Annotated in this window: 20 protein-coding genes; 10 read left to right on the top strand and 10 right to left on the bottom strand. The window is 67.7% G+C overall.

The window, feature by feature from the left end:
* Positions 1-6 precede the first annotated feature (6 nt).
* Entirely contained in the window at positions 7-729 is a 723-nt protein-coding gene (locus tag CFB50_RS21250; protein ID WP_089447134.1) for an HAD family hydrolase, read from the top strand.
* A 128-nt stretch (positions 730-857) separates the two neighbouring features.
* Here the strand turns inward: CFB50_RS21250 and CFB50_RS21245 are convergent, their stop codons facing one another.
* Both CFB50_RS21245 and CFB50_RS21240 read right to left on the bottom strand, forming a co-directional pair.
* Complete coding sequence (locus CFB50_RS21245) at positions 858-1,475, bottom strand: glutathione S-transferase family protein (protein ID WP_089447133.1); 618 nt, start codon at positions 1,473-1,475, stop codon at positions 858-860.
* 88 nt (positions 1,476-1,563) lie between these two features.
* A complete protein-coding gene (locus CFB50_RS21240; RefSeq protein ID WP_011356150.1) occupies positions 1,564-1,932 on the bottom strand; it encodes a hypothetical protein in 369 nt (122 codons plus the stop codon).
* A gap of 81 nt (positions 1,933-2,013) precedes the next feature.
* Between CFB50_RS21240 and CFB50_RS21235 the strand changes: the two genes are divergently transcribed.
* On the top strand, positions 2,014-2,481 hold the full coding sequence (locus CFB50_RS21235; RefSeq protein ID WP_046549281.1) for a MarR family winged helix-turn-helix transcriptional regulator: 468 nt from the start codon (positions 2,014-2,016) through the stop codon (positions 2,479-2,481).
* Between the two features lie 36 nt (positions 2,482-2,517).
* On the opposite strand, the gene CFB50_RS21230 is transcribed toward CFB50_RS21235, so the two are convergent.
* Positions 2,518-3,111, bottom strand: a complete 594-nt coding sequence (locus CFB50_RS21230) for a TetR/AcrR family transcriptional regulator (RefSeq protein WP_089447132.1) — start codon at positions 3,109-3,111, stop codon at positions 2,518-2,520.
* 117 nt (positions 3,112-3,228) lie between these two features.
* Between CFB50_RS21230 and CFB50_RS21225 the strand changes: the two genes are divergently transcribed.
* Together CFB50_RS21225 and CFB50_RS21220 are read left to right on the top strand one after the other, a co-directional pair.
* Positions 3,229-4,281, top strand: a complete 1,053-nt coding sequence (locus tag CFB50_RS21225) for a saccharopine dehydrogenase family protein (RefSeq protein ID WP_089447131.1) — start codon at positions 3,229-3,231, stop codon at positions 4,279-4,281.
* Positions 4,278-5,039 carry an isocitrate lyase/PEP mutase family protein gene (locus CFB50_RS21220; protein ID WP_089447130.1) on the top strand — a complete coding sequence of 254 codons (762 nt, stop codon included), beginning with the start codon at positions 4,278-4,280 and terminating at the stop codon, positions 5,037-5,039. The genes CFB50_RS21225 and CFB50_RS21220 overlap by 4 nt, the downstream gene beginning before the upstream one ends.
* Before the next feature lie 65 nt (positions 5,040-5,104).
* Here CFB50_RS21220 and CFB50_RS21215 read toward each other — a convergent pair whose 3' ends face one another.
* Positions 5,105-5,446 carry a hypothetical protein gene (locus CFB50_RS21215; RefSeq protein ID WP_218829173.1) on the bottom strand — a complete coding sequence of 114 codons (342 nt, stop codon included), beginning with the start codon at positions 5,444-5,446 and terminating at the stop codon, positions 5,105-5,107.
* A gap of 15 nt (positions 5,447-5,461) precedes the next feature.
* On the bottom strand, positions 5,462-5,875 hold the full coding sequence (locus CFB50_RS21210) for a hypothetical protein (protein WP_144020679.1): 414 nt from the start codon (positions 5,873-5,875) through the stop codon (positions 5,462-5,464).
* A gap of 343 nt (positions 5,876-6,218) precedes the next feature.
* Between CFB50_RS21210 and CFB50_RS21205 the strand changes: the two genes are divergently transcribed.
* Together CFB50_RS21205 and CFB50_RS21200 are read left to right on the top strand one after the other, a co-directional pair.
* A complete protein-coding gene (locus tag CFB50_RS21205; RefSeq protein WP_089447128.1) occupies positions 6,219-6,776 on the top strand; it encodes a carboxymuconolactone decarboxylase family protein in 558 nt (185 codons plus the stop codon).
* Positions 6,777-6,824: 48 nt separating this feature from the next.
* On the top strand, positions 6,825-7,670 hold the full coding sequence (locus CFB50_RS21200) for a helix-turn-helix domain-containing protein (protein WP_089447127.1): 846 nt from the start codon (positions 6,825-6,827) through the stop codon (positions 7,668-7,670).
* A gap of 30 nt (positions 7,671-7,700) precedes the next feature.
* Here the strand turns inward: CFB50_RS21200 and CFB50_RS21195 are convergent, their stop codons facing one another.
* Positions 7,701-8,912, bottom strand: a complete 1,212-nt coding sequence (locus CFB50_RS21195; protein ID WP_069250822.1) for an MFS transporter — start codon at positions 8,910-8,912, stop codon at positions 7,701-7,703.
* A 70-nt stretch (positions 8,913-8,982) separates the two neighbouring features.
* On the opposite strand from CFB50_RS21195, the gene CFB50_RS21190 reads away from it, so the two are divergent.
* Positions 8,983-10,032, top strand: coding sequence for an AraC family transcriptional regulator (locus tag CFB50_RS21190; protein ID WP_089447126.1), 1,050 nt, complete (start codon positions 8,983-8,985; stop codon positions 10,030-10,032).
* Positions 10,033-10,126: 94 nt separating this feature from the next.
* Here CFB50_RS21190 and CFB50_RS39580 read toward each other — a convergent pair whose 3' ends face one another.
* Positions 10,127-10,294: a hypothetical protein gene (locus CFB50_RS39580; RefSeq protein ID WP_166894101.1), complete on the bottom strand. Its 168-nt coding sequence runs from the start codon at positions 10,292-10,294 to the stop codon at positions 10,127-10,129.
* Positions 10,295-10,350: 56 nt separating this feature from the next.
* Positions 10,351-12,252 carry a DUF3857 domain-containing transglutaminase family protein gene (locus CFB50_RS21185; RefSeq protein ID WP_373452980.1) on the bottom strand — a complete coding sequence of 634 codons (1,902 nt, stop codon included), beginning with the start codon at positions 12,250-12,252 and terminating at the stop codon, positions 10,351-10,353.
* A 288-nt stretch (positions 12,253-12,540) separates the two neighbouring features.
* Between CFB50_RS21185 and CFB50_RS21180 the strand changes: the two genes are divergently transcribed.
* Positions 12,541-12,729, top strand: coding sequence for a hypothetical protein (locus tag CFB50_RS21180; protein ID WP_069250820.1), 189 nt, complete (start codon positions 12,541-12,543; stop codon positions 12,727-12,729).
* A gap of 189 nt (positions 12,730-12,918) precedes the next feature.
* Entirely contained in the window at positions 12,919-13,077 is a 159-nt protein-coding gene (locus CFB50_RS39575) for a hypothetical protein (RefSeq protein WP_179254201.1), read from the top strand.
* A gap of 136 nt (positions 13,078-13,213) precedes the next feature.
* On the opposite strand, the gene CFB50_RS21175 is transcribed toward CFB50_RS39575, so the two are convergent.
* Complete coding sequence (locus tag CFB50_RS21175; protein WP_089447124.1) at positions 13,214-15,184, bottom strand: APC family permease; 1,971 nt, start codon at positions 15,182-15,184, stop codon at positions 13,214-13,216.
* Between the two features lie 489 nt (positions 15,185-15,673).
* Here CFB50_RS21175 and CFB50_RS21170 point away from each other — a divergent pair, with 489 nt between their 5' ends.
* On the top strand, positions 15,674-16,537 hold the full coding sequence (locus CFB50_RS21170) for a crotonase/enoyl-CoA hydratase family protein (protein WP_069250818.1): 864 nt from the start codon (positions 15,674-15,676) through the stop codon (positions 16,535-16,537).
* A 48-nt stretch (positions 16,538-16,585) separates the two neighbouring features.
* On the opposite strand, the gene pdeR is transcribed toward CFB50_RS21170, so the two are convergent.
* Positions 16,586-18,589, bottom strand: a complete 2,004-nt coding sequence (gene pdeR / locus CFB50_RS21165) for a cyclic di-GMP phosphodiesterase (RefSeq protein WP_089447123.1) — start codon at positions 18,587-18,589, stop codon at positions 16,586-16,588.
* Positions 18,590-18,812: the final 223 nt, after the last annotated feature.

The raw sequence follows: 18,812 nt of genomic DNA, 5'->3' as shown, positions 1-18,812 counted from the left end.
ACCTCCATGCGTCTCACCCAAGTTTCCGCGCTCTCGTTCGACCTGGACGACACCCTGTGGCCGTTCGGGCCATCCGTCGTACGGGCCGAAGGGGAGCTTCGCACGTGGCTGATCGAGCACGCGCCCGGTACCGAGCGGGTGCTGCCCACCCAGCAGGCGCTCAGCGACTTGCGTGAGGAATACGAACGATTGTGCCCCGACCTCGCCGGCGACTTCCGTGCGATGAGAATCGGCTCGATCCGGCTTGCGCTGGAGCGCGCGAACGAAGATGTCGCGCTCACCGACCGTGCGTACGCGGCCTTCTATGCCGCGCGCAACCGGGTCGAATTCTATGACGATGCGTTGCCGGCGCTCGCGTGGTTGAGTGCGCGGTTTCCGTTGATCGCGGTGACCAACGGCAACGCGGATCTGCGGCTGACCGGCGGCGGCGAATTCTTTCGTGCGACGCTCAGTGCGCAGGCGTTCGGGGTCGCGAAACCTGAGCCCGGGATATTTCATGCCGCGGCGGAAGCGCTCGATGTGCAGCCGGCGGAACTGCTGCATGTCGGCGACGATTATCACCTCGATATCGTCGGCGCATTGAACGCGGGGCTTCAGGCGGCGTGGGTGGTGCGCGATACGCATCCGGAAGCGGAGCATGTGCAGCAGCAGGCCGCGACGCCGCATCTCACGCTCAGCGACCTGTCGATGCTGTGTCGCATGCTCGGCGGGCCTGACGACATGGCGTGAGCACCTGCGTGCGCCGCGTTCGCGACGCACGCTTCACCATCCTGAAACGCGGCGAGACTGCCGCTCGCCGACTGCACACACGTAGCGGTCGGCCATGCCGATGCAACGCATGACCGGCCGCCGCCCGTTCACGCCGCCTTGCGCGCGTCCGCGATCCGCTGCGGCGCCTTCGGCCGCGCATACAACCGTTCGAGATACGCACGCAATTGCGGAAACGATTCGATCAGGTTGCACTCGCCGGCCCAGTCGATCAGGTAAGCCGTCACGCAATCGGCCACCGTCAGCGTGTCGCCGACGATGAACTCGCGCCCTTCGAGATGCATGTCGAGGATCGCGGCCATCGTCCTGAAATCCTCACGCGCCAGTTCGATGTCGGCCGGCGAGCGCTTCTCCGGCGGATAGATGAACGAGTGCCGCGTGATCCGCCACAGCGGCTGCTCGAGCTCCGTCACCGCGAACATGACCCACCGGTAAGCCTCGGCCCGCAGCGCCGGATCGACCGGCAGCAGCGCCTTCTCCGGGTACTTGTCCGCGAGATACAGCACGATCGCGGCCGATTCGGGAATCACGAGGTCGCCGTCCACCAGCACGGGCACCTTGCCGGCCGGATTGAGGCGCAGGAATTCGGGCCGCTTGTGTTCGCCCTGGAGCAGGTTTACCGAGATGAACTCGAAATCGGCATCCAGCTCTTTCAGCCCCCACAGCGCGCGTTGCGAGCGGGTGCCGGCAAATCCGTAAAGCTTCATCGCCAGTCTCCATCCAGAATGTCGGGAAAACTTCCATCTGCCGGCCACGGCGCATCGCCGATACACGACGCGTGGCCTCGCGCGTCGTTCACGCGCCGGGAATCGCCAGCACCGGCATCACGTCGATCGCCACGCCCGGAAACAGCGTGAAATGCGGATGGCCTTCGAACAGCGCGGCCGCGGCTTCGTGCGAGGCCGCCCGCACGACGGTGAAGCCGCTCATCGCGTTCGCCGTGTCCTTGACGCCGGCGGCATCGATGGTCTTCGTCTTGCCGAGCGGCCCGCCCATCTCGACGATCGCGTCGCGATGCCGGTCGACCCACGCATGCCATGCAGCGATGCCGTCGCGCTCGCGCGTGCGCCGCTCCTCGTCCGGCAGCGCCATCCACGCCTTCATCGCCGGGCTGTCCTTGGTCCCGAGAAATACCGCGAGATACAACTGCTGTTGCGCACTCATGCTGTCCCCTCCGGTGACGGACGCGACGGGCTGCCGCGTCTCGACCTTGACACGATAGGTTGATATCAACACAATTGCAACATGGCACGAAAAGAAAAGCTCCCTTTCGAAACGACGCTGATGGTGCGCGATTGCTGCCTGTGCCTGCACATGCAGCGCGCGGCGCGTAATCTTGCGCGGATCTTCGACGATGTGCTGCGCCCGCTGGATCTCACCAACGGCCAGTTTTCGCTGCTGATGTCGCTGAACCGGCCCCAGCCGGCGCCGATGAAATCGGTCGCGTCGCTGCTCGCGATGGACCGCACCACGCTCACGGCCGCGCTCAAGCCGCTCGAGCGGCGCGGCCTGGTCACGATCATCCAGGATCCGGACGACCGGCGCAGCCGCCTGCTCGAACTGACGCAGGCCGGCCACGACCTGCTGGCCGAAGCGTTTCCGCTGTGGCAGCAGACGCATGCCGAGATCGAACGGCCGTTCGCGCCGGGGGAAGTCGATCAGTTGCGCGGCCAGTTGCGCGCGCTGTCGGTCGATCCGGCCGCGCGCGATTGAACCGAACCGGCGCGCGGATCGCTGCGGCCAGGCGGCTTACTTCCGGCCCTTCTTCGGCAGCAGCAGTTGCGCGAATTCCTGCAGGAAGGCCACGGGCCCATGCGCATGCAGCGCCTGCCCGCTGCTCAGCGCGCCGTCGATCACGGTCGCGAGCCGCAGTGCGAAGGTTTCCGGGTCGTCGACACCCATCGCATCCGCCAGCTCGGTCAGCCGGCGCCGCAATTCCTGCTTGTGCGCGACGGCCACCTTGCGGGCCGGATGGTTGCCGTCCGCGTATTCGGCGGCGATGTTGATCTGCGGGCAGCCGCGATAGCCGGGGCGCGCAATGCGCTCGCCGATCCATTGCAGCTGCGCATCCAGTTCCTCGCGCGGCGTGCGCCGGTACTGCGCGGCCACCGCATCCCAATGCGCCCAGAAATCGGCGTCCTCACGCAGCAGGAACGCTTCGATCAGGTCGTCCTTCGTCGTGAAGTAACGATAGAGGCTCGTCTTCGCCACGCCCGCCTGCGCGACGATCAGGTCCACGCCGACCGCGCGCGTACCCTCCCGATAGAACAGCTCGCTGGCCGTTTGCAGAATGCGTTCGCGCGTATCGGGCGCGTTCCCTGGTGTGCCTGTTTCCTTTTTCATCCCGACCCGGCCGTGCTGGCCGCCCCTACCGCAACAGTGATCGGATCATAGCACCGCGTGCTTGACGACGCTACAGGTCTGTACTATAAAACAGACCGTTCTGTAGCGGAGTGGATCATGGACGATCGAATGACGGTTGCAGTCTATGGCGCCACGGGTCATACCGGGCGGTTCGTCGTCGCCGAACTGGCGCGGCGCGGCCTGCGCGCGATCCGTATCGGGCGCGATGCCGCGCGGCTCGCGAAAGACGGCGGCGATACGGCGCTCGCGCTCACGCGCGTCGCCACGATCGACGATCCGGCCGCGCTCGACGCCGCGTTGCGCGGCGCGGATGCGGTGATCAACTGCGCGGGCCCGTACCTCGATACCGCGTTGCCGCTGGCCGATGCCGCGCTGCGGGCCGGCGTCCCCTATCTCGACCTGACCGCCGAGCAGCCGTCGGTGCTGGCGCTGGCCGAACACAGCGATGCGCGGGCGCGCGCCGCGGGCGTGACCCTCGTGCCGGCCGCGGCGTTCTATGGCGGCCTGGCCGACCTGCTCGTCACGGCCGTCGTGGACAAGCACCAGCCGATCGAGCGCGTCGATGTCGCAACCGGGCTCGACCGCTGGCATCCGACCCGCGGCACGCGCGTGACGGGCGAACGCAATCGCGCGGTGCGGCTCGTTCAGAAGGACGGGAAGCCAACGCCGGTGCCGTCGACCGCACGCGAACGCGCATGGCCGTTCCCGCCGCCGATCGGCCGCGTCGACGTGACGCTGCTGCCGTTTTCGGAAGTGATGACACTGTCGCGTCACCTGCGCATCGATACGATCGAATCGTGGCTCGCCACCGTCGCGCTGCGCGACGTGCGCGATGCCGCCACGCCGCCGCCCGAGCCGACCGACGAGATGGGCCGCTCGGCGCAGCAGTTCGTGATGGACGCGATCGTCGTGCAGGGCGGCACGACGCACCGCGCGACAGCGTCCGGGCAGGACATCTACGCGGTCAGCGCACCGATCATCGTCGAGGCAGCCGTGCGCCTGATCGCGGGCGACACCGCGGTGTCGGGCGGCGTGCGCAGTCTCGGCGAGCTGTTTGACGCGCGCGATTTCCTCGCGGCGCTCGATTCGGTGGCAGTATCGTTCGGCACGACAACCGATCCGGTTTTCAACCAGGAGACACAGGCATGAGCAGCAATGAAAAGGGTGCGCATTTCCGGTCGCTTCACCGCGCGGGCCAGCCGCTGGCGCTGTTCAACGTGTGGGACGCCGGCAGCGCGCGCACGGCGGCCGATGCGGGCGCCGTCGCACTGGCGACCGGCAGCTGGTCGGTCGCGGCGGCCAACGGTTTCGTCGACGGCGAGCAGATGCCGCGCGCGCTGATGATGGAAGTACTCGAGCGGATCACGCGCGCGACCGACCTGCCCGTCACCGTCGATCTCGAAAGCGGGTACGGCGAGCGGCCGGAAGATGTCGCCGAAACGATCGCGCTCAGCATCAAGGCCGGCGCGATCGGCTGCAACCTCGAAGACAGCTTCCCGGCGACGGGCGAATTGCGCGACGTCGACGCAGCGGCGGCCCGTCTCGCGGCAGCACGGCAGGCTGCCGATCGCGCGGGCGCCGACTACTTCATCAACGCGCGCACCGACGTGTTCTTCACGGCGCCGGCCGACACGCACGACGAACGCCTGCTCGACGCCACGCTGGCCCGCGCACGCGCATATGCCGCGGCCGGTGCCGATGGCCTGTTCGTGCCGGGGCTGCGCTCGCCGGCGCTCATCCGTGCGCTGACGGCCGCGTCGCCGCTGCCGGTGAATGTGATGCGCGTCACGGAAACGCCGACGCTCGCCGAATTCGCGGAATACGGCGTGGCCCGCATCAGCCACGGGCCGTATCCGTACCTGCAGGCGATGAAGACGCTGGCGGAGATGGTCAGGCAAGGCGGCTGACGCGAGTCTCATCGCGATCCAGGGCCGGCCGGCATCGCGATGCCGGCCGCAAGCCGCACCGGCCGTCACAGATCGCCGGGTTTCTCCCAGACCTTGACGTGCTCCATCGCCCGCTCGACGTCGTCCATGTCGTCGGCACCGAGCGACCGATCGAATTTCGCGGTGATGATCTTTCGCACCTCCGCCAGCCGCCGGGTCACGCGGCCCTCGTCGATGAACCGGTTGGTTTCCCGCGCATAGTCCGGATCCGGGCCGGCAGCGGCTGCCGGACCAGCGTGATAGTAGCGGCCGATATTGCGCAACGAGATGAGGATGTACTCGATCTCCGCGAGCACACGCAACGCCTCCTCGCCGGACAGTTCGATCGATTCGTTATCCTTCTTCATCTCGCGTTCCGTCGTGCGCATGCGTCGGTTGCCTCGCTATTTCCGGACGTCGATACCGTTGCGCCCGACGGTATCGTCGAACTCGATCTCGCGAACGTCGAATGCGGGATCGGGTGCCCTGCCGGCCAGCACCTGAAAAAGATCGCGAACATATTTCTCCTTGTCGGTCACGTCGTCCAGCGGAATCGCGTGCGGCACGATGCCACGCCAGTGCGCCAGCCATGAACCCGACACCAGCACATACTCCAGTGCGTCGACGACGCGCGACCGGGATTCGGCGCCGTATTGCCCGAATCGGGTTTTCATCTGCTGGAGCAGCCACGCCCGCCCGTCATCGGAGTTGATGTAGAAATCGTCCAGCTCGTCATCGGTCATGATGAGCAAGCACGTGTACAGCGACGACAGATAGTTGAAGTTGATTACCGTCTTCATTGAGCCAAGCGCATTCACGAATGCAGTTGTTGCGTAGAAAAATCCGGGAAGCCCGCCGCGCCGCGCATGCTAACGGCCAACGCGGCCGCGTCCGCCCCCCAGCACCGGCCAACGATCGCCCGCCCTTTCCGGCCACCGGCGCCAGCATCGCGCCACGGATGCTCGCACATCATACGATCGCATGCGCGCGCCACGCGAATCGGCCCGCTGAACCCGGGTGTGCCGCGCGATCGATTCGCGCCGTTCGCAGCCCCATCACGCCAGGTGATTACATCCAATGTAATTGGCGCACGTCACGTCCGCTCCTACGCTTCGGGTGTCGCGCCGCCATTCCGGCGGCGCTCATCGCCCAGGAGACATCATGTCCGCCTATCCGCTTCACACCATCGACTCCGCGCCGGCCGAATCGAAGCCCGTCCTCCAGCAGCTCCAGCACACCTTCGGCATGATCCCGAACATCGCGGCGGCCATGGCCGCGTCGCCGGTGCTGATCAACGGCTTCATCGGCCTGTTCGAGCGCGTGCATGCGAGCAGCCTCACCGAGCCGCAGATCCAGACGCTCCTGCTCACCAACGCGGTCACGAACGCGAGCGAATGGCCGGTCGCCTTTCATACCGCGCTTGCGCTGAAACAGGGTGTGACCCACGCCGACGTCGATGCGATCCGCCGCGGTGGCCTGCCCGCCGATGCGACGCTGGCCGCGCTGTCGGCCACGGCACGCAAGCTGATCGACACCCGCGGCCGCCTGCCCGATGCCGACCGGCAGGCGTTCCTCAACGCCGGCTTCAGCGCCGAACAGTTGCTGGAAGTGATCGCGGTGGTCGCCGCATCGACGATCACGAACTACGTCGGCAGCGTGACGAAGCCCGCGCTCGAAGCGCCGTTCGACGCATTCGCATGGCAGGCGAACGCCGCGTGAGTCCGATATAGTCGATCGCGTCGCTCACGGAACGTCCAGGGAGGCACGATGAACGCCAGTCGCCGCGAACCGCACGCGCCGCCGCACGCACTCGGCCAGTTGCTGCGCTACTGGCGCGACGTGCGCGGCGTGAGCCAGCTCGACCTGTCGCTCGACGCGGGCATCTCGCAGCGCCAGATCAGCTTCATCGAAAGCGGACGCAGCGTGCCGGGCCGCGACACGCTGCTGACACTCGCGCAGACGCTGGACGTGCCGCTGCGCGAGCGCAACGCGCTGTTGCTCGCGGCCGGGTATGCACCCGTGTATTCGGAAGCGCCGTGGGATGCGCAGGAGATGCAGGGCGTGATCGGCGCGCTCGAACGGGTCGTGCGCCAGCACGATCCGTTTCCGGCGATCGTGATGGATCGCCACTGGAACGTGCTGATGACCAACGACGCGGCACCACGCTTCTTTGGCTGCTTCATCGACATGGCCGCGCGCGACGGCCCGCGCAACCTGCTGCGCCTGATGTTCGATCCGCACGGCATGCGGCCGTTCCTGGCTGACTGGGAGACGGTGTCGCGCAGCCTGCTGCAGCGCGTGCAGCGCGAATCGGTCGGCCGCGTGATCGATGACGACACACGGCAGCTGCTCGACGACCTGCTCGCGAGCCCCGATGCGCCGCGCGACTGGAAAACGCCGCCGACACCGGCCGCCGCGCCGTCGCTGCCGGTCATCCCGATCGGCTTCGTGCATGAAGGCGTCGTGCTGCGTTACTTCTCGCTGGTCACGACGGTGGGAACGCCGCAAAGCGCCGCCGCGCAGGAACTGCGCATGGAATGCATGTTCCCCGCCGACGACGCGACCGAAGCGCGCCACCGGCAGTTGCTCGACACGCACGCACCGGTGCGCTGAGCGGCGGGCCGGGCGGCCCGCCGGTGCCGGTCATTCCGCCAGCGCGGACACCACGCCGACACGCTTCGGCACGCCGGTCACGATCGTCGCAACCGCGACGGCCAGCACGACGGCTGCCGCAACGAACACGCCGGCCGCTCCGTTCGCGTCGAACACGACGCCACCGGCCGCCGCGCCCGTCGCGATCGCGAGCTGGATCGCCGCGACGATCAGCCCGCCCGCGCTCTCGGCTTCATCGGGCACGGTGCGCGTGACCCATGTCGACCAGGCGACGGGCACGCCGCCGAACGCCATCCCCCACAACGCGACGAGCACCGCATCGATCATCGGCGCACGGCCGAGTGCGACGAGCGCGACGCCGAGCACGACCATCAGCGCGGGCATCCCGATCAGCATCGGCCGCAACCGGTGTTCGAGCACGCGGCCCGCGAGCGACGTGCCGACGAAGTTCGCGATGCCGTAGCCGAGCAGGATCGCCGACAGCCCGTTCACGCCGACGCCCGCGACCTGTTCGAGGAACGGCCGCAGGTACGTGAAGAACGCGAAGTGCCCGGTGAACACGAGGATCGTCGCGAACATGCCGAGGCCGACGGTCGGCCGGCGCAGCACGTCGATCAGCGTGCGCAACCGGGTCGTGCCGCTCGGCGGCATCGACGGCAACGTGAGGATCTGCGACACGAACGCGATGCCGCCGAGTGCGGCCGCGATCAGGAACACGTTGCGCCAGCCGATCAGGTGGCCGAAGTAGCTGCCCATCGGCGCGGACGCGATCGTCGCGACCGCCACGCCGCTGAAGATGATCGACAGTGCACGCGGCACCATCGACGTCGGCACGAGCCGCATCGCGGTCGCGGTCGCCATCGTCCAGAAGCCGCCGAGCGCGATGCCGAGCACGACGCGGCCGATCAGCAGCATGGTCAGGTTGGGCGCGAACGCGACCGCCAGGTTCGACGCGACGAGCAGCACCGAGAACACGAGCAGCACGCGCCGACGGTCGATCGTGCGCGTCAGCGCCGAGATCAGCAGGCTCGTGACGAGCGCGACCGTCGCGGTGGCGGTGACGGCCTGCCCGGCCACGCCTTCGGTCACGCCGAGGCTGTCGGCCATCGGCGTCAGCAGGCTGGCCGGCAGGAATTCGGCCGTGACGAGCCCGAAGACGCCGAGCGTCATCGCGAATACCGCGCCCCAGGCCGGTTCGCGGGGGGCCGCCGTCGAGGCGGCCGTGGAGATTCCGGGATTCATGCGTGGTTCCGTGTCGGTTAGGGAAAGTACTGATGAGAGCGTATCGTAAGGAACCACGTCAGGACGGTCTATGACATACAATCCGTTCTTGTTGATCGATCGTCCGAATCTCGCCATGTCCGAGCCCCTGCTTCCCCCCATCCCCGACGTGCACGACCTCGTCAGCGAGCTGCTGCTGGGGATGCGCCTGAGCGGCGTCCAGTACCGCCGCATCCAGGTCGCGCGGCCGTTCGGGCTGAATTTCGGCCACGTGACGGGCCGCGCGCAGTTCCATTTCGTCGGGCGCGGGCCCGTGCTGCTGCGCGACGCGTCGGGCGACACGATGCGGCTCGAAGCCGGCGACGCGATCCTGCTGCCGCACGGCGGCATGCACGCGCTGGTTTCCGACCCCGATGCACCGTGCCGCGAGATCAACGGCTTCGAGGTCGCGAAGATCTGCGATACGGTCGCGTCGGTGGCATCGGCCGGCGTGTCGCCCGCCCGTTGCGCGACGACCGAGCCGGGCGCCGGCGATGCGCTGATCTTCAGCGCGTGCATGGAGCTCGATCTCGGCGGCATGCAGCCGCTGGTCGGCACGATGCCGGAGTTCATGCACGTCGGCACGCTGCTCGCGCGCTACCCGGAAATCCGCCCGATGCTCGATGCAATGGAGCGCGAAGCGTGCTCGGCCCGCGCGGGTTTCGCGGGCATCCTCGCGCGGCTCGCGGATGTGGTCGCGGCGTTCATCGTGCGCGGCTGGGTCGAATGCGGATGCGGTGATGCAACGGGCTGGGTGCAGGCGCTGCGCGAACCCAAGCTCGGCCGCGCGATCGTCGCGCTGCATCGCGATCCAGGCCGCAACTGGAGCGTGGCGGAACTCGCGACCGAAGCAGGCGTGTCGCGTTCGGTGTTCGCCGAACGCTTTCTCGCAGCCACGGGGATGACGCCGGTGCGCTACCTGACCGAGCTGCGGATGCGGCTCGCCGCGCAATGGATCACGCGCGACCACGAGACGATCGAGGCCGTCGCGTACCGGCTCGGCTACGGCTCGCTCGCCGCGTTCAGCCGCGCGTTCAAGCGCGTGGTGGGCAAGCCGCCGGGCGCCGTGCGCGCGGACGGCGAGGTGCGTGTCGAAGCGTAATGCGTGACGTGGCGCGCGTCACGCCTCACGCGTGATGCCGGCCGCGGCCGCCAGGCGTCGCTCCCGTTGCCTTCACACGTGATGCCAGCGCCGTTCAGTCACTGCGCGCTTCCAGCTTGTCGACCAGCGCCGTCGCGCACTGCACGGCAAGCGCCGCGCACTGCTCCGCATCCACGACTGCGCCGCTTGCGACGGTGCCCTGCACGATCCGGCCCAGCAAATCCTTCGAGAGATCGGCGATCTCGTAGTCCCGTTCCGTCATGATGTCCCTCCTGCGCGTCGACCGATCGCATCGATGCGCTCACGTTCCCTGCCCGTTCAATGCCCTTTCGCCCGCACGGCGATCTGCGCCTGCGTGTCGCGTTCGATGCGCTCGAGCGACGCGCGCAGCGCCGTGAATTCGTCCGCCGTACACACCTGACGGCCGAAATCCGCCGTCATTCGCCGCGTGACCTGCACGACGCGCGCGGCCGCGTCGAATACGTAATGCGACGTGAAGTCGACGAAGCGGTCGTGCACGGCCGTATCGGCCGGCAGGTCGGTCACCGCGACGTCGGCCGGCAGCGCGATCTGGCCGGTCTCGTCGAACGTGCCGCCGATGCAGCCCCACGGCTGCGTGCGCACGGGCTCGGCGAGCCAGTTCTCGACCTGCGTCGCGATGCCGCCCGTCACGCTCGACAGCGCGGGCAACGCGGTCGTGCCGTCGGGCCACACGAAATGATCGAGCGTGCCCGACATCGTCACGTCGAACGGCCCGTCGGTGACGCGCCGGTCACTGGTCGACAGGTGTGCGCGACCGCGCAAGCCGCTTTGCCGCAGCCGGTTGTTCGCCAGCTGCGCGATGCCATCGGGCGTCGCGCGGCGAAACAGGTTGCGTTCGAGTTCGGCCGTCCAGCCGTCGTCCTCGGTGTACGCGTGAAAACGCGTGGCGCCCGGCCCCGCGGCGTCGATCTCGACCCGCGCGATGCGGCCGCGCGGTTGCGTGGCCGGCGTGCGCGACAGCACGCCCGTGTCGACCAGCAGCGCGGGACGGTCCATCACGATCGGCGGCAGATAGCCGAATGCGATGCCGGCCGTCGTCGTGTCCGCATAGCGCGCGAGATCGGGCAGCCACGTGATCGCGTGATTGATCGCGCCGCCGCCGTAGCCCGGCACCGACGGCAGCGTATAGACCGACCCGAGATTGAGTAGCACCGGTTCGCTGCGAATGCCGACCGCCGCGAGCAGCGCGCCGAACAGCGCGACATGATCCTTGCAGTCGCCGTAGCGGTTACGCAGGATGTCCGTCACGCGATGCGGCGCGGCGGCCGTTTCGCCGAGAAACAGCCCGACGTAGCGGATGTTCGCCTGCACCCAGTCGTACAGGATGCGCGCCTGGTCGCGCGGATCGGCGACACCCGCGGTGAGCGTGCGCGCCAGCTGCGCGACGGCCGGATCGTCCGCACCCGGATCGACGGCCGCGTTGCGGTAGCGCGCGGCGAACGCCGCATAGTCGGGCAGCGTCGAGACGACGAGCCGGTCGCCGTAGGTCGCGTAGCCGACCGCGCCGCTTTCGATGCGGTCGTACGGGCCGTGCCGGTAGTCGAATTCGTAGCGCGTGCGCCCGTTCGCGGTGACCGGCGGCAGCGCGACGTAGCCGCGCGCATCTGCGTACAGCGGCATGTCGGCCGGCACGTCGAAGATCAGCCGCTGGCCGTCGACCGGCTCCCGCGACGGCTCCACGGTATAGCCGAAGTAGCCGCGGTTGACCGGCTTCGTGCGGGTCTTGCGGAACGCCACGCGCGTGCTCGATCCAGCTTCGACACCGGGAAACACGACCGTGCGCAGCAGCCCGTCCTGGAACGTCGGCGCGCCGGCCGAGCGCGGCTCCTGCACGTCGCGGATACCGTTCGCGCCGACCGGATGCGCGACCCCGTCGCGGTCGATCGTCTCGGCCGCGAGCAGGTCCACCTTCTCGAGATTCTTGTCGAACCACACGTAGCGCTGCGCGACCGCGTCGATGCCGTTCGCATTGTTCGCACGCAGCGTCGAGTCGTCGTGCTCGTCGAGCGAACCGTCGTGCTGGATCACGAATTCGTGGACATCGCTGACGAGCGTGACGGGCGCTGTGTCGCCAGCATCGACCGTATCGGCCGCAGCCGGCCGCACGGCCGCGACGACGCCGAATGCGACAGCGCACGCAAACGCAAAACCGGTCGGTCGGGAAAGAAAACGCACCACGTCGCGCTCGTTTCGGAACATGGCGGCAACACACCGGCACGGACGATCCGCGCCGCGCTCACGCGCGCCTGTCGCACGCCGCCTTGCAGCCCAGTGTGGGTGACGCATCGGCGAGCGTCAAGCGACGCGCGGCGATGCGGCACGGTCGCGCCGCGAGGCGCCGCACGCACGCGCAATTGACGGCTGGCGCAACCTATAATCAAATCAGGTCACATTGCGTGCGCGATCTCGCCAGGACAAGCGCCGTCTCGACGAACGCGGCGTGCCCAACATGGGCAAGGAGGCATCATGGCCGTGATCAACAGCGATTTCGAAACCGGCTTCCTCGTGGTGCTATTCACGCTGCTGGGCGTGATCCTGTTCGGCGCGCTGCTGACGAAGCTGCATCTCGGGCGGTGGCATCCGAAACTGATCGGCGCCGCGATCGGCGCGCTCATCGGTATCCTGCTGGTCGAAGCCGTGCCGATGCTGACGTGACGGCGATCCGCCGCGCACGGCGGGATGCGCGGCGCGGCCTTCATTCATCCGATCAAATGCCGCGCAAGCCCGCTCATCCGATCCGTGAGGTCGGACACGAACGCCCGCGCGCCGGCGGCTTCATCCCCGCAGGCTGACCCCAACCACGGCGCTCACCTGGAGCGCAACCTCCTCCCGATCGGAGGCGACATGGTGGAACACGACCTCGTCTCGCCCCTCGTCCTGCTTGCGGTCGTCATGCTTGCCGCGCTGTTCTTCGCGGAAGGGCGCAGCCGTAATCGGATTCGCGACCAGTTGCAGCGCAAGCCCGCACGGCGGCCGCGTTCGCATACGCATCGTCATCCGTAACGCGCCGACGCAGTGCGCCGCACGGAAGGCCGGCCGTCATGCGCGCGTCGTTCGAGCGTACGACGCAAGACCGCCGGCGGAGGTTCGACCCGCAGCGGGCACGACACAAAACCGCGTGCGGTCCTGCCGCACACCGCTACCCGACGTTCATCGGCAGCAGCACCATCTGCTTGCCCTCGACGTGCAGGCGCGCCTGCAGCTCGACGGGCGTCTGGTTGTGCAGCCAGGCCGTGAGGAAATTCACGCGCCGGAAGATCAGCTTGCTCGCGAAGCACACGGCGTTCGGGTATTCGTCGAGCGTCGACGAAGCCAGGTTCATGAATTCGACGACGGGGTTCGTGCCGAACGCGATCCGGTAGTCGGCCGCGATGCCGTTGCGGCGGCAGTGCGCGACATAGTAGTCGAGCGCTTCGGTGATCGCGTGCCGCAACCGTTCGAGATGCTCGTGACCGTCGTACGCCTTCGCGTCGACTTCGCCGACCGCGAGGAAGATCACGTTGCGGAAGTGCCCGGGAAACAGCCGGTTGACCCACAGCAACGCGTGCATGCTCGCGCCGCGATGCTTGCCGACCAGCAGCACGGCCGTCGGCTGCGACGGGTCGGGCTTGCCCGGCGCGGTGGCCTCGTCGACTTCGGGCGTCTTCCCCGAGAACAGCGCGTCTTCCTTCGCGAGCTGTGCACGCGTATAGGCGTAGTGGCGGTTGATCATGAAGCACAGCGCGATCACCGCGCTCGTCACGAGCACCGTGAGCCAGCCGCCCGCCGTGAACTTCTCGATCAGCGTGATGACGAGCACGGTTGCCGTCACGCTCAGCCCGAGTGCCGACAGGAAGAAGTGCTTGAACCAGCCCTGCTCGCGGCGATGGCGCCACCAGTACGTGCACAGCCCGAGCAGCGACAGGCTGAACGTGAGGAACACGTTGATGCTGTACAGCACGACGAGCACGTCGACGCTGCCGTGCGTCCACAAGAGGATCAGCAGGCTCGACAGCCCGACGACGATGATGCCGTTCTGCCGCACGAGGCGCGTCGACAGATCGCGGAAATGGCGCGGCACCCACGAATCCGACGCCATGTTCGACAGCACGGCCGGGCCGTCGAGGAAGCCTGTCTGCGCGCCGACCATCAGCAGCCCGGCCTCGAACGCGAGCACGGCCGCGAGCAATGCGTGGCGCGCGAATGCCGAGCCGAGCCCGAGATGGTCGATCACGCTGCCGAACACGACCGCGTTGAGCGTCTGGCCTTCGACGGGCCGTGCGTGCCACAGCATGTACAGCAGGATGATGCCGCCGGCCGTGAACGCGAGCGACGTCGACATGTACCACATCGTCACCTTGCCGTTCGGCACGCGCGGATCGGCGAGCATGTTCACGTTGTTCGACACCGCCTCGAGGCCCGTATAAGTACCGCCGCCGAGCGAGAACGCGCGCATCAGCAGCGCGAGCAGCACGAACAGGCCGAGCGACTGCGACATGCCGTGCGCTTCGTGCACGGCGTCGGGCACCACCATCGCGAGGCTGCTGCCGTGCACGGCGACGCCATACACGATCAGCCCGAAGTGCAGGATCACGAAGCCGATGAAGATCGGCAGCAGCACCATGATCGATTCGCGCATTCCGCGGAAATTGAGCCCCGTCATCATCAGGATCAGCACGATCTCGGTCGTGAGCTTGAACGCCTGCGCGCTCACCGGCAGCAGGCTGAAGAACGCGTCGACGCCGCTCGCGAGCGACGTCGTGACGGTCAGCACGTAATCGACCAGCAGCGCCGCGCCGGATACCAGCCCCGGCTTCGAGCCGAGCAGCGATGTCGCGACGCGGTAGCCGCCGCCGCCCGTCGGGAACAGCTCGATCACCTGGTTGTAGCCGAGCGCGATGATGAACACGGTCGCCGCCGTCGCGAGCGCGAGGAACAGCGCGAGCGCATGGTGCTGGCCGAGCGCGAGAAACGCCTCCTCCGGGCCGTAGCACGACGACGACAGCCCGTCGGCGCCGAGCCCGACCCAGGCCAGCAGCGGCGTCACGGCGATCGCATGCCGCGTGCGCGGATCGAGCGGGTCGAGCGGCTTTCCGACGAGCAACTGCCACACTTTCTGGAACGTGGTCATGGTCCCCTCCCGGCATGCCTGGCGCCACGCGCGGCGTGATCCTTTAACGCTAATCGACGCACGGGTGCGGCGCCAGTCCGCATCTTCCATAGGAGCCGCACAGCGGCCCGGCACCGCTTTCAGCATGTAAGCGGACAACGCTGGCGGCCACGCGCCGGATCGGCCGTTTACACGCATTCGCGCAACGCGGCGAACCTGCGCGGCACCCTTTCCGGCCGCCTTCGCACACCTGCCGGCCCCGCCCGACGCACTGTCCGACGCACCGCCCACCTTCGCCCGATACCGGCCCGCCCCGCTCGCCGCCGCCCTCCCCGCCCGCACCGATGCGACCGCCACCCGCGTCCCGGTCGTGCGTGGTTCCTCGCAATTCGACTTTTGTGCGCGCGCAACAATGGCGATGCCTCGCGCCCGGCGCCCTGCAGGACACTCGCCTCCCGCTCGGCACCGGGCACGACGGTCTTCAAAAACCACATCTCACGAGGACATACCATGCAACTCCAATCCCATCCCGCGTGCCGCCCGTTTTATGAGGCCGGCGAACTCACGCAACTGACTGCCTTTTATGAAGAGGGACGTAATGTCATGTGGATGATGCTGCGATCGGAGCCGCGGCCGTGCTTCAACCAGCAACTCGTTACCGACATCATCCATCTCGCGCGCGTCGCACGCGACTCGGGCCTGCCGTTCGACTTCTGGGTGACGGGCTCGCTCGTCCCCGAGCTGTTCAACGTCGGCGGCGACCTGAGCTTTTTCGTCGACGCGATCCGCAGCGGCAAGCGCGACCTGCTGATGGCCTATGCGCGCTCGTGCATCGACGGCGTATACGAGATCTACACGGGCTTCGGCACCGGGGCGATCTCGATCGCGATGGTCGAGGGCAGCGCGCTCGGCGGTGGCTTCGAGGCCGCGCTCGCGCATCACTACGTGCTCGCGCAGAAGGGCGTGAAGCTCGGGTTTCCCGAGATCGCGTTCAACCTGTTCCCGGGCATGGGCGGCTATTCGCTCGTCGCGCGCAAGGCCGATCGGGGCATTGCGGAGGAACTGATCTCGACCGGTGAAGCACACGCCTCCGAGTGGTACGAGGATCGCGGGCTGGTCGACCAGACGTTCGATGCGGGCGACGCGTATCTCGCGACGCGCACCTTCATCGACGTGACGAAGCCGAAGCTGAACGGGGTGCGTGCGATGCTGCGCGCGCGCGAGCGGGTGTTCCAGCTGACGCGCTCCGAGCTGATGGACATCACGGAAGCGTGGGTGCATGCGGCGTTCACGATCGAGCCGAAGGACCTCGCGTACATGGAACGCCTCGTGATGCTGCAGAACCGGCGCGTGTCGAAGCTGCGCACGGTGTAACGCGGCGGGCGCCGCCGCTGGCCGGCGGCGCCCGTTCATGAACGAAGCTCAGGCGATCAGCCTGAGCTTCCTCGTCTCCGCGAGCCACGCCTCGAACGCCTGTGCCGGCATCGGGCGGGCGTAGTAGTAGCCCTGCGCGTGATCGACGTCGAGCTGCTTGAGGAATTCGGCTTCCGCATGCGTTTCGACGCCTTCGGCGACCACCGCGAAATTCAGCGCCTTCGCGAGCGACACGACCGAGCGCACCAGCGCCTGCGAGCGCGGATTGCGGTCGATGCCCGTGATGAAGCTGCGGTCGAGCTTGATCGCGTCGAGCGGCAGGCGCGACAACTGCGACAGCGACGAATAGCCGGTGCCGAAATCGTCGAGATGGATCTCCGCGCCGAGCTGGCGGAACTGTCGCATCAGCCCGTTGGCCGCATCCTCGTCCTCGATGAAGCAGCTCTCGGTCAGCTCGATGTCGAGCAGGCCGGGCTTGAGCCCCGCGGCGTCGAGGATCGACGCCAACTGGTGCACGATGTTCATGTCCTGCAACTGCCGCGCGGACACGTTCACCGCGATCCGGATGCCGAGCCCCTTCGCCTTCCATGCGGCGGCCTGCGCGGCCGCGGTACGCATCACCCAGCGCCCGAGCGGCGCGATCAGGCCCGACTCCTCCGCGAAGCGGATGAACTCGACCGGCGCGACGAGCCCGCGATCAGGCGACTGCCAGCGGATCAGCGCCTCGACACCGTGCACGTCGCCGGTCGCGATATCGACGACCGGCTGGTAGTGCAGCACGAACTGCTCCTCTTCGAGCGCCTTGCGCAGGTTCGTGTCGAGCCACATGTACTTCGCGACCTTCTGGTTCATCTCCAGCGAGAACACGCGATACGTATGCTTGCCCTCCTCCTTCGCGACGTACATCGCGGTATCCGCGCTGCGGATCAGCGTCTCGAGGGAATCGCCGTGCTGCGGATGCATCGCGATGCCGATCGAGCAGCTCGTGTAGACCTCCATCAGCCCGAGATGAATCGGCGTGCGCAGCCGTTCGAGAATGATCTGCGCGGTCGCCTCGAGCAGCGGCCGCGTGCCGTGCTCGAACAGCACGAGGAATTCGTCGCCACCGAGCCGCGCGAGCGTCGCGCCGGACGGCAGGCAGCCGCTGATGATCTTCGATACGTCCTGCAGCAGCCGGTCGCCGGTGATGTGCCCGTAGTGATCGTTGACGCGCTTGAAGTTGTCGAGATCGAGGAACAGGATGCCGACCTGCCCGCGCGTCTCGGCGGTCTCGGCGGCGATCGCCGCGTGGATGCGCTCGCTGATCGCATGGCGGTTCGGCAGGCCGGTCAGCACGTCGGTGTTCGCAAGTTCGATGAGCCGCTGCTGCGCGTTGCGCTCCTCGGTGATGTCGATGCCCGAGCAGATCAGGAACTGCTCCTCGACACCGCTGCCGCTCTGCACGAACTTGTTGCGGAACTGGAACAGGCGCGGCCCGTTGACCGTGTTGATGTAGCGCTCGACCGCGAACGAGTGGTTGCTCGCGAAAAAGCCCGTGATGTTGGTGCGCGACTGCGCGCCCTGCTCCGGGCTCATGAACAGCTCGAACGCGCTGCGGCCGATCACGTCGACCTCGCGCTTGCCCGTCACTTCCTCGCACAGGCGGTTGAAGCGCTGCACCCTCCCGTTGCGGTCGAGGATCACCACGAGCGAATTCACTTCGGACACGACCTGCTCGGCGAACGCGAGCCCGTGCGAGAGATCGCCCGCGACGGATTCGGCATCGGAATAGGCGCAAGCCGTGCCGGCCCAGTCGGTCGTGTCGACCTTCCTGCCGACGAGGTGGAGCTTGACCGGTTCGCCGAACAGCGCGATGTCGAGCACGAGGTGCGACGTGACGCCGGTCAGCGCGCGGACACACGCGGCCTGTTCGCCCGTCAGTGCAACGGCGACGTTGGTCAGGCCGCGGACGGCCGCCAGTTCGAGTGCGTTGCTGTCGCTGCCGAGACGCCAGCAGGGGCTGCGCGTACCGACGTGCGCCTCGAGCACCGCGCTATCGTTTTCGTCATCCATGGAGACGCCCCGATCCAGAAAAAAACGCACAGTGTAGACGGAGGCGGGCCGGCCGACCGCCGCTCCGGGCCGCGCGTCATGCGCGCCCGGCAAGGCGGCCGTGAGTGCCGTGATGATGGGCCTCGTCCCGTACTTTGTTTCCCGCTAATGCGACCCGGCGTTCGCGCGTCATGCGCGCAGGTGCTGCCTAACGAATGATGAGAGCCATCTTATCAAATGACGA

This window comes from Burkholderia sp. AU33423 (genome assembly GCF_002223135.1).
Taxonomy (GTDB): Bacteria; Pseudomonadota; Gammaproteobacteria; order Burkholderiales; family Burkholderiaceae; genus Burkholderia; species Burkholderia lata_D.
Note: the sequence above shows the minus strand (reverse complement) of the source record. Positions and strands in the feature narration are given on the sequence as shown.

Coding starts and splice junctions, on each gene's coding strand:
- CFB50_RS21175 (WP_089447124.1), bottom strand. CDS start 15,184: ATGACCACGTTCCAGAAAGTGTGGCAGTTGCTCGTCGGAAAGCCGCTC.
- CFB50_RS21205 (WP_089447128.1), top strand. CDS start 6,219: ATGTCCGCCTATCCGCTTCACACCATCGACTCCGCGCCGGCCGAATCG.
- CFB50_RS21195 (WP_069250822.1), bottom strand. CDS start 8,912: ATGAATCCCGGAATCTCCACGGCCGCCTCGACGGCGGCCCCCCGCGAA.
- CFB50_RS21190 (WP_089447126.1), top strand. CDS start 8,983: ATGACATACAATCCGTTCTTGTTGATCGATCGTCCGAATCTCGCCATG.
- CFB50_RS21230 (WP_089447132.1), bottom strand. CDS start 3,111: ATGAAAAAGGAAACAGGCACACCAGGGAACGCGCCCGATACGCGCGAA.
- pdeR (WP_089447123.1), bottom strand. CDS start 18,589: ATGGATGACGAAAACGATAGCGCGGTGCTCGAGGCGCACGTCGGTACG.
- CFB50_RS21215 (WP_218829173.1), bottom strand. CDS start 5,446: ATGCGCACGACGGAACGCGAGATGAAGAAGGATAACGAATCGATCGAA.
- CFB50_RS39580 (WP_166894101.1), bottom strand. CDS start 10,294: ATGACGGAACGGGACTACGAGATCGCCGATCTCTCGAAGGATTTGCTG.
- CFB50_RS39575 (WP_179254201.1), top strand. CDS start 12,919: ATGGTGGAACACGACCTCGTCTCGCCCCTCGTCCTGCTTGCGGTCGTC.
- CFB50_RS21240 (WP_011356150.1), bottom strand. CDS start 1,932: ATGAGTGCGCAACAGCAGTTGTATCTCGCGGTATTTCTCGGGACCAAG.
- CFB50_RS21245 (WP_089447133.1), bottom strand. CDS start 1,475: ATGAAGCTTTACGGATTTGCCGGCACCCGCTCGCAACGCGCGCTGTGG.
- CFB50_RS21250 (WP_089447134.1), top strand. CDS start 7: ATGCGTCTCACCCAAGTTTCCGCGCTCTCGTTCGACCTGGACGACACC.
- CFB50_RS21180 (WP_069250820.1), top strand. CDS start 12,541: ATGGCCGTGATCAACAGCGATTTCGAAACCGGCTTCCTCGTGGTGCTA.
- CFB50_RS21170 (WP_069250818.1), top strand. CDS start 15,674: ATGCAACTCCAATCCCATCCCGCGTGCCGCCCGTTTTATGAGGCCGGC.
- CFB50_RS21200 (WP_089447127.1), top strand. CDS start 6,825: ATGAACGCCAGTCGCCGCGAACCGCACGCGCCGCCGCACGCACTCGGC.
- CFB50_RS21225 (WP_089447131.1), top strand. CDS start 3,229: ATGGACGATCGAATGACGGTTGCAGTCTATGGCGCCACGGGTCATACC.
- CFB50_RS21220 (WP_089447130.1), top strand. CDS start 4,278: ATGAGCAGCAATGAAAAGGGTGCGCATTTCCGGTCGCTTCACCGCGCG.
- CFB50_RS21235 (WP_046549281.1), top strand. CDS start 2,014: ATGGCACGAAAAGAAAAGCTCCCTTTCGAAACGACGCTGATGGTGCGC.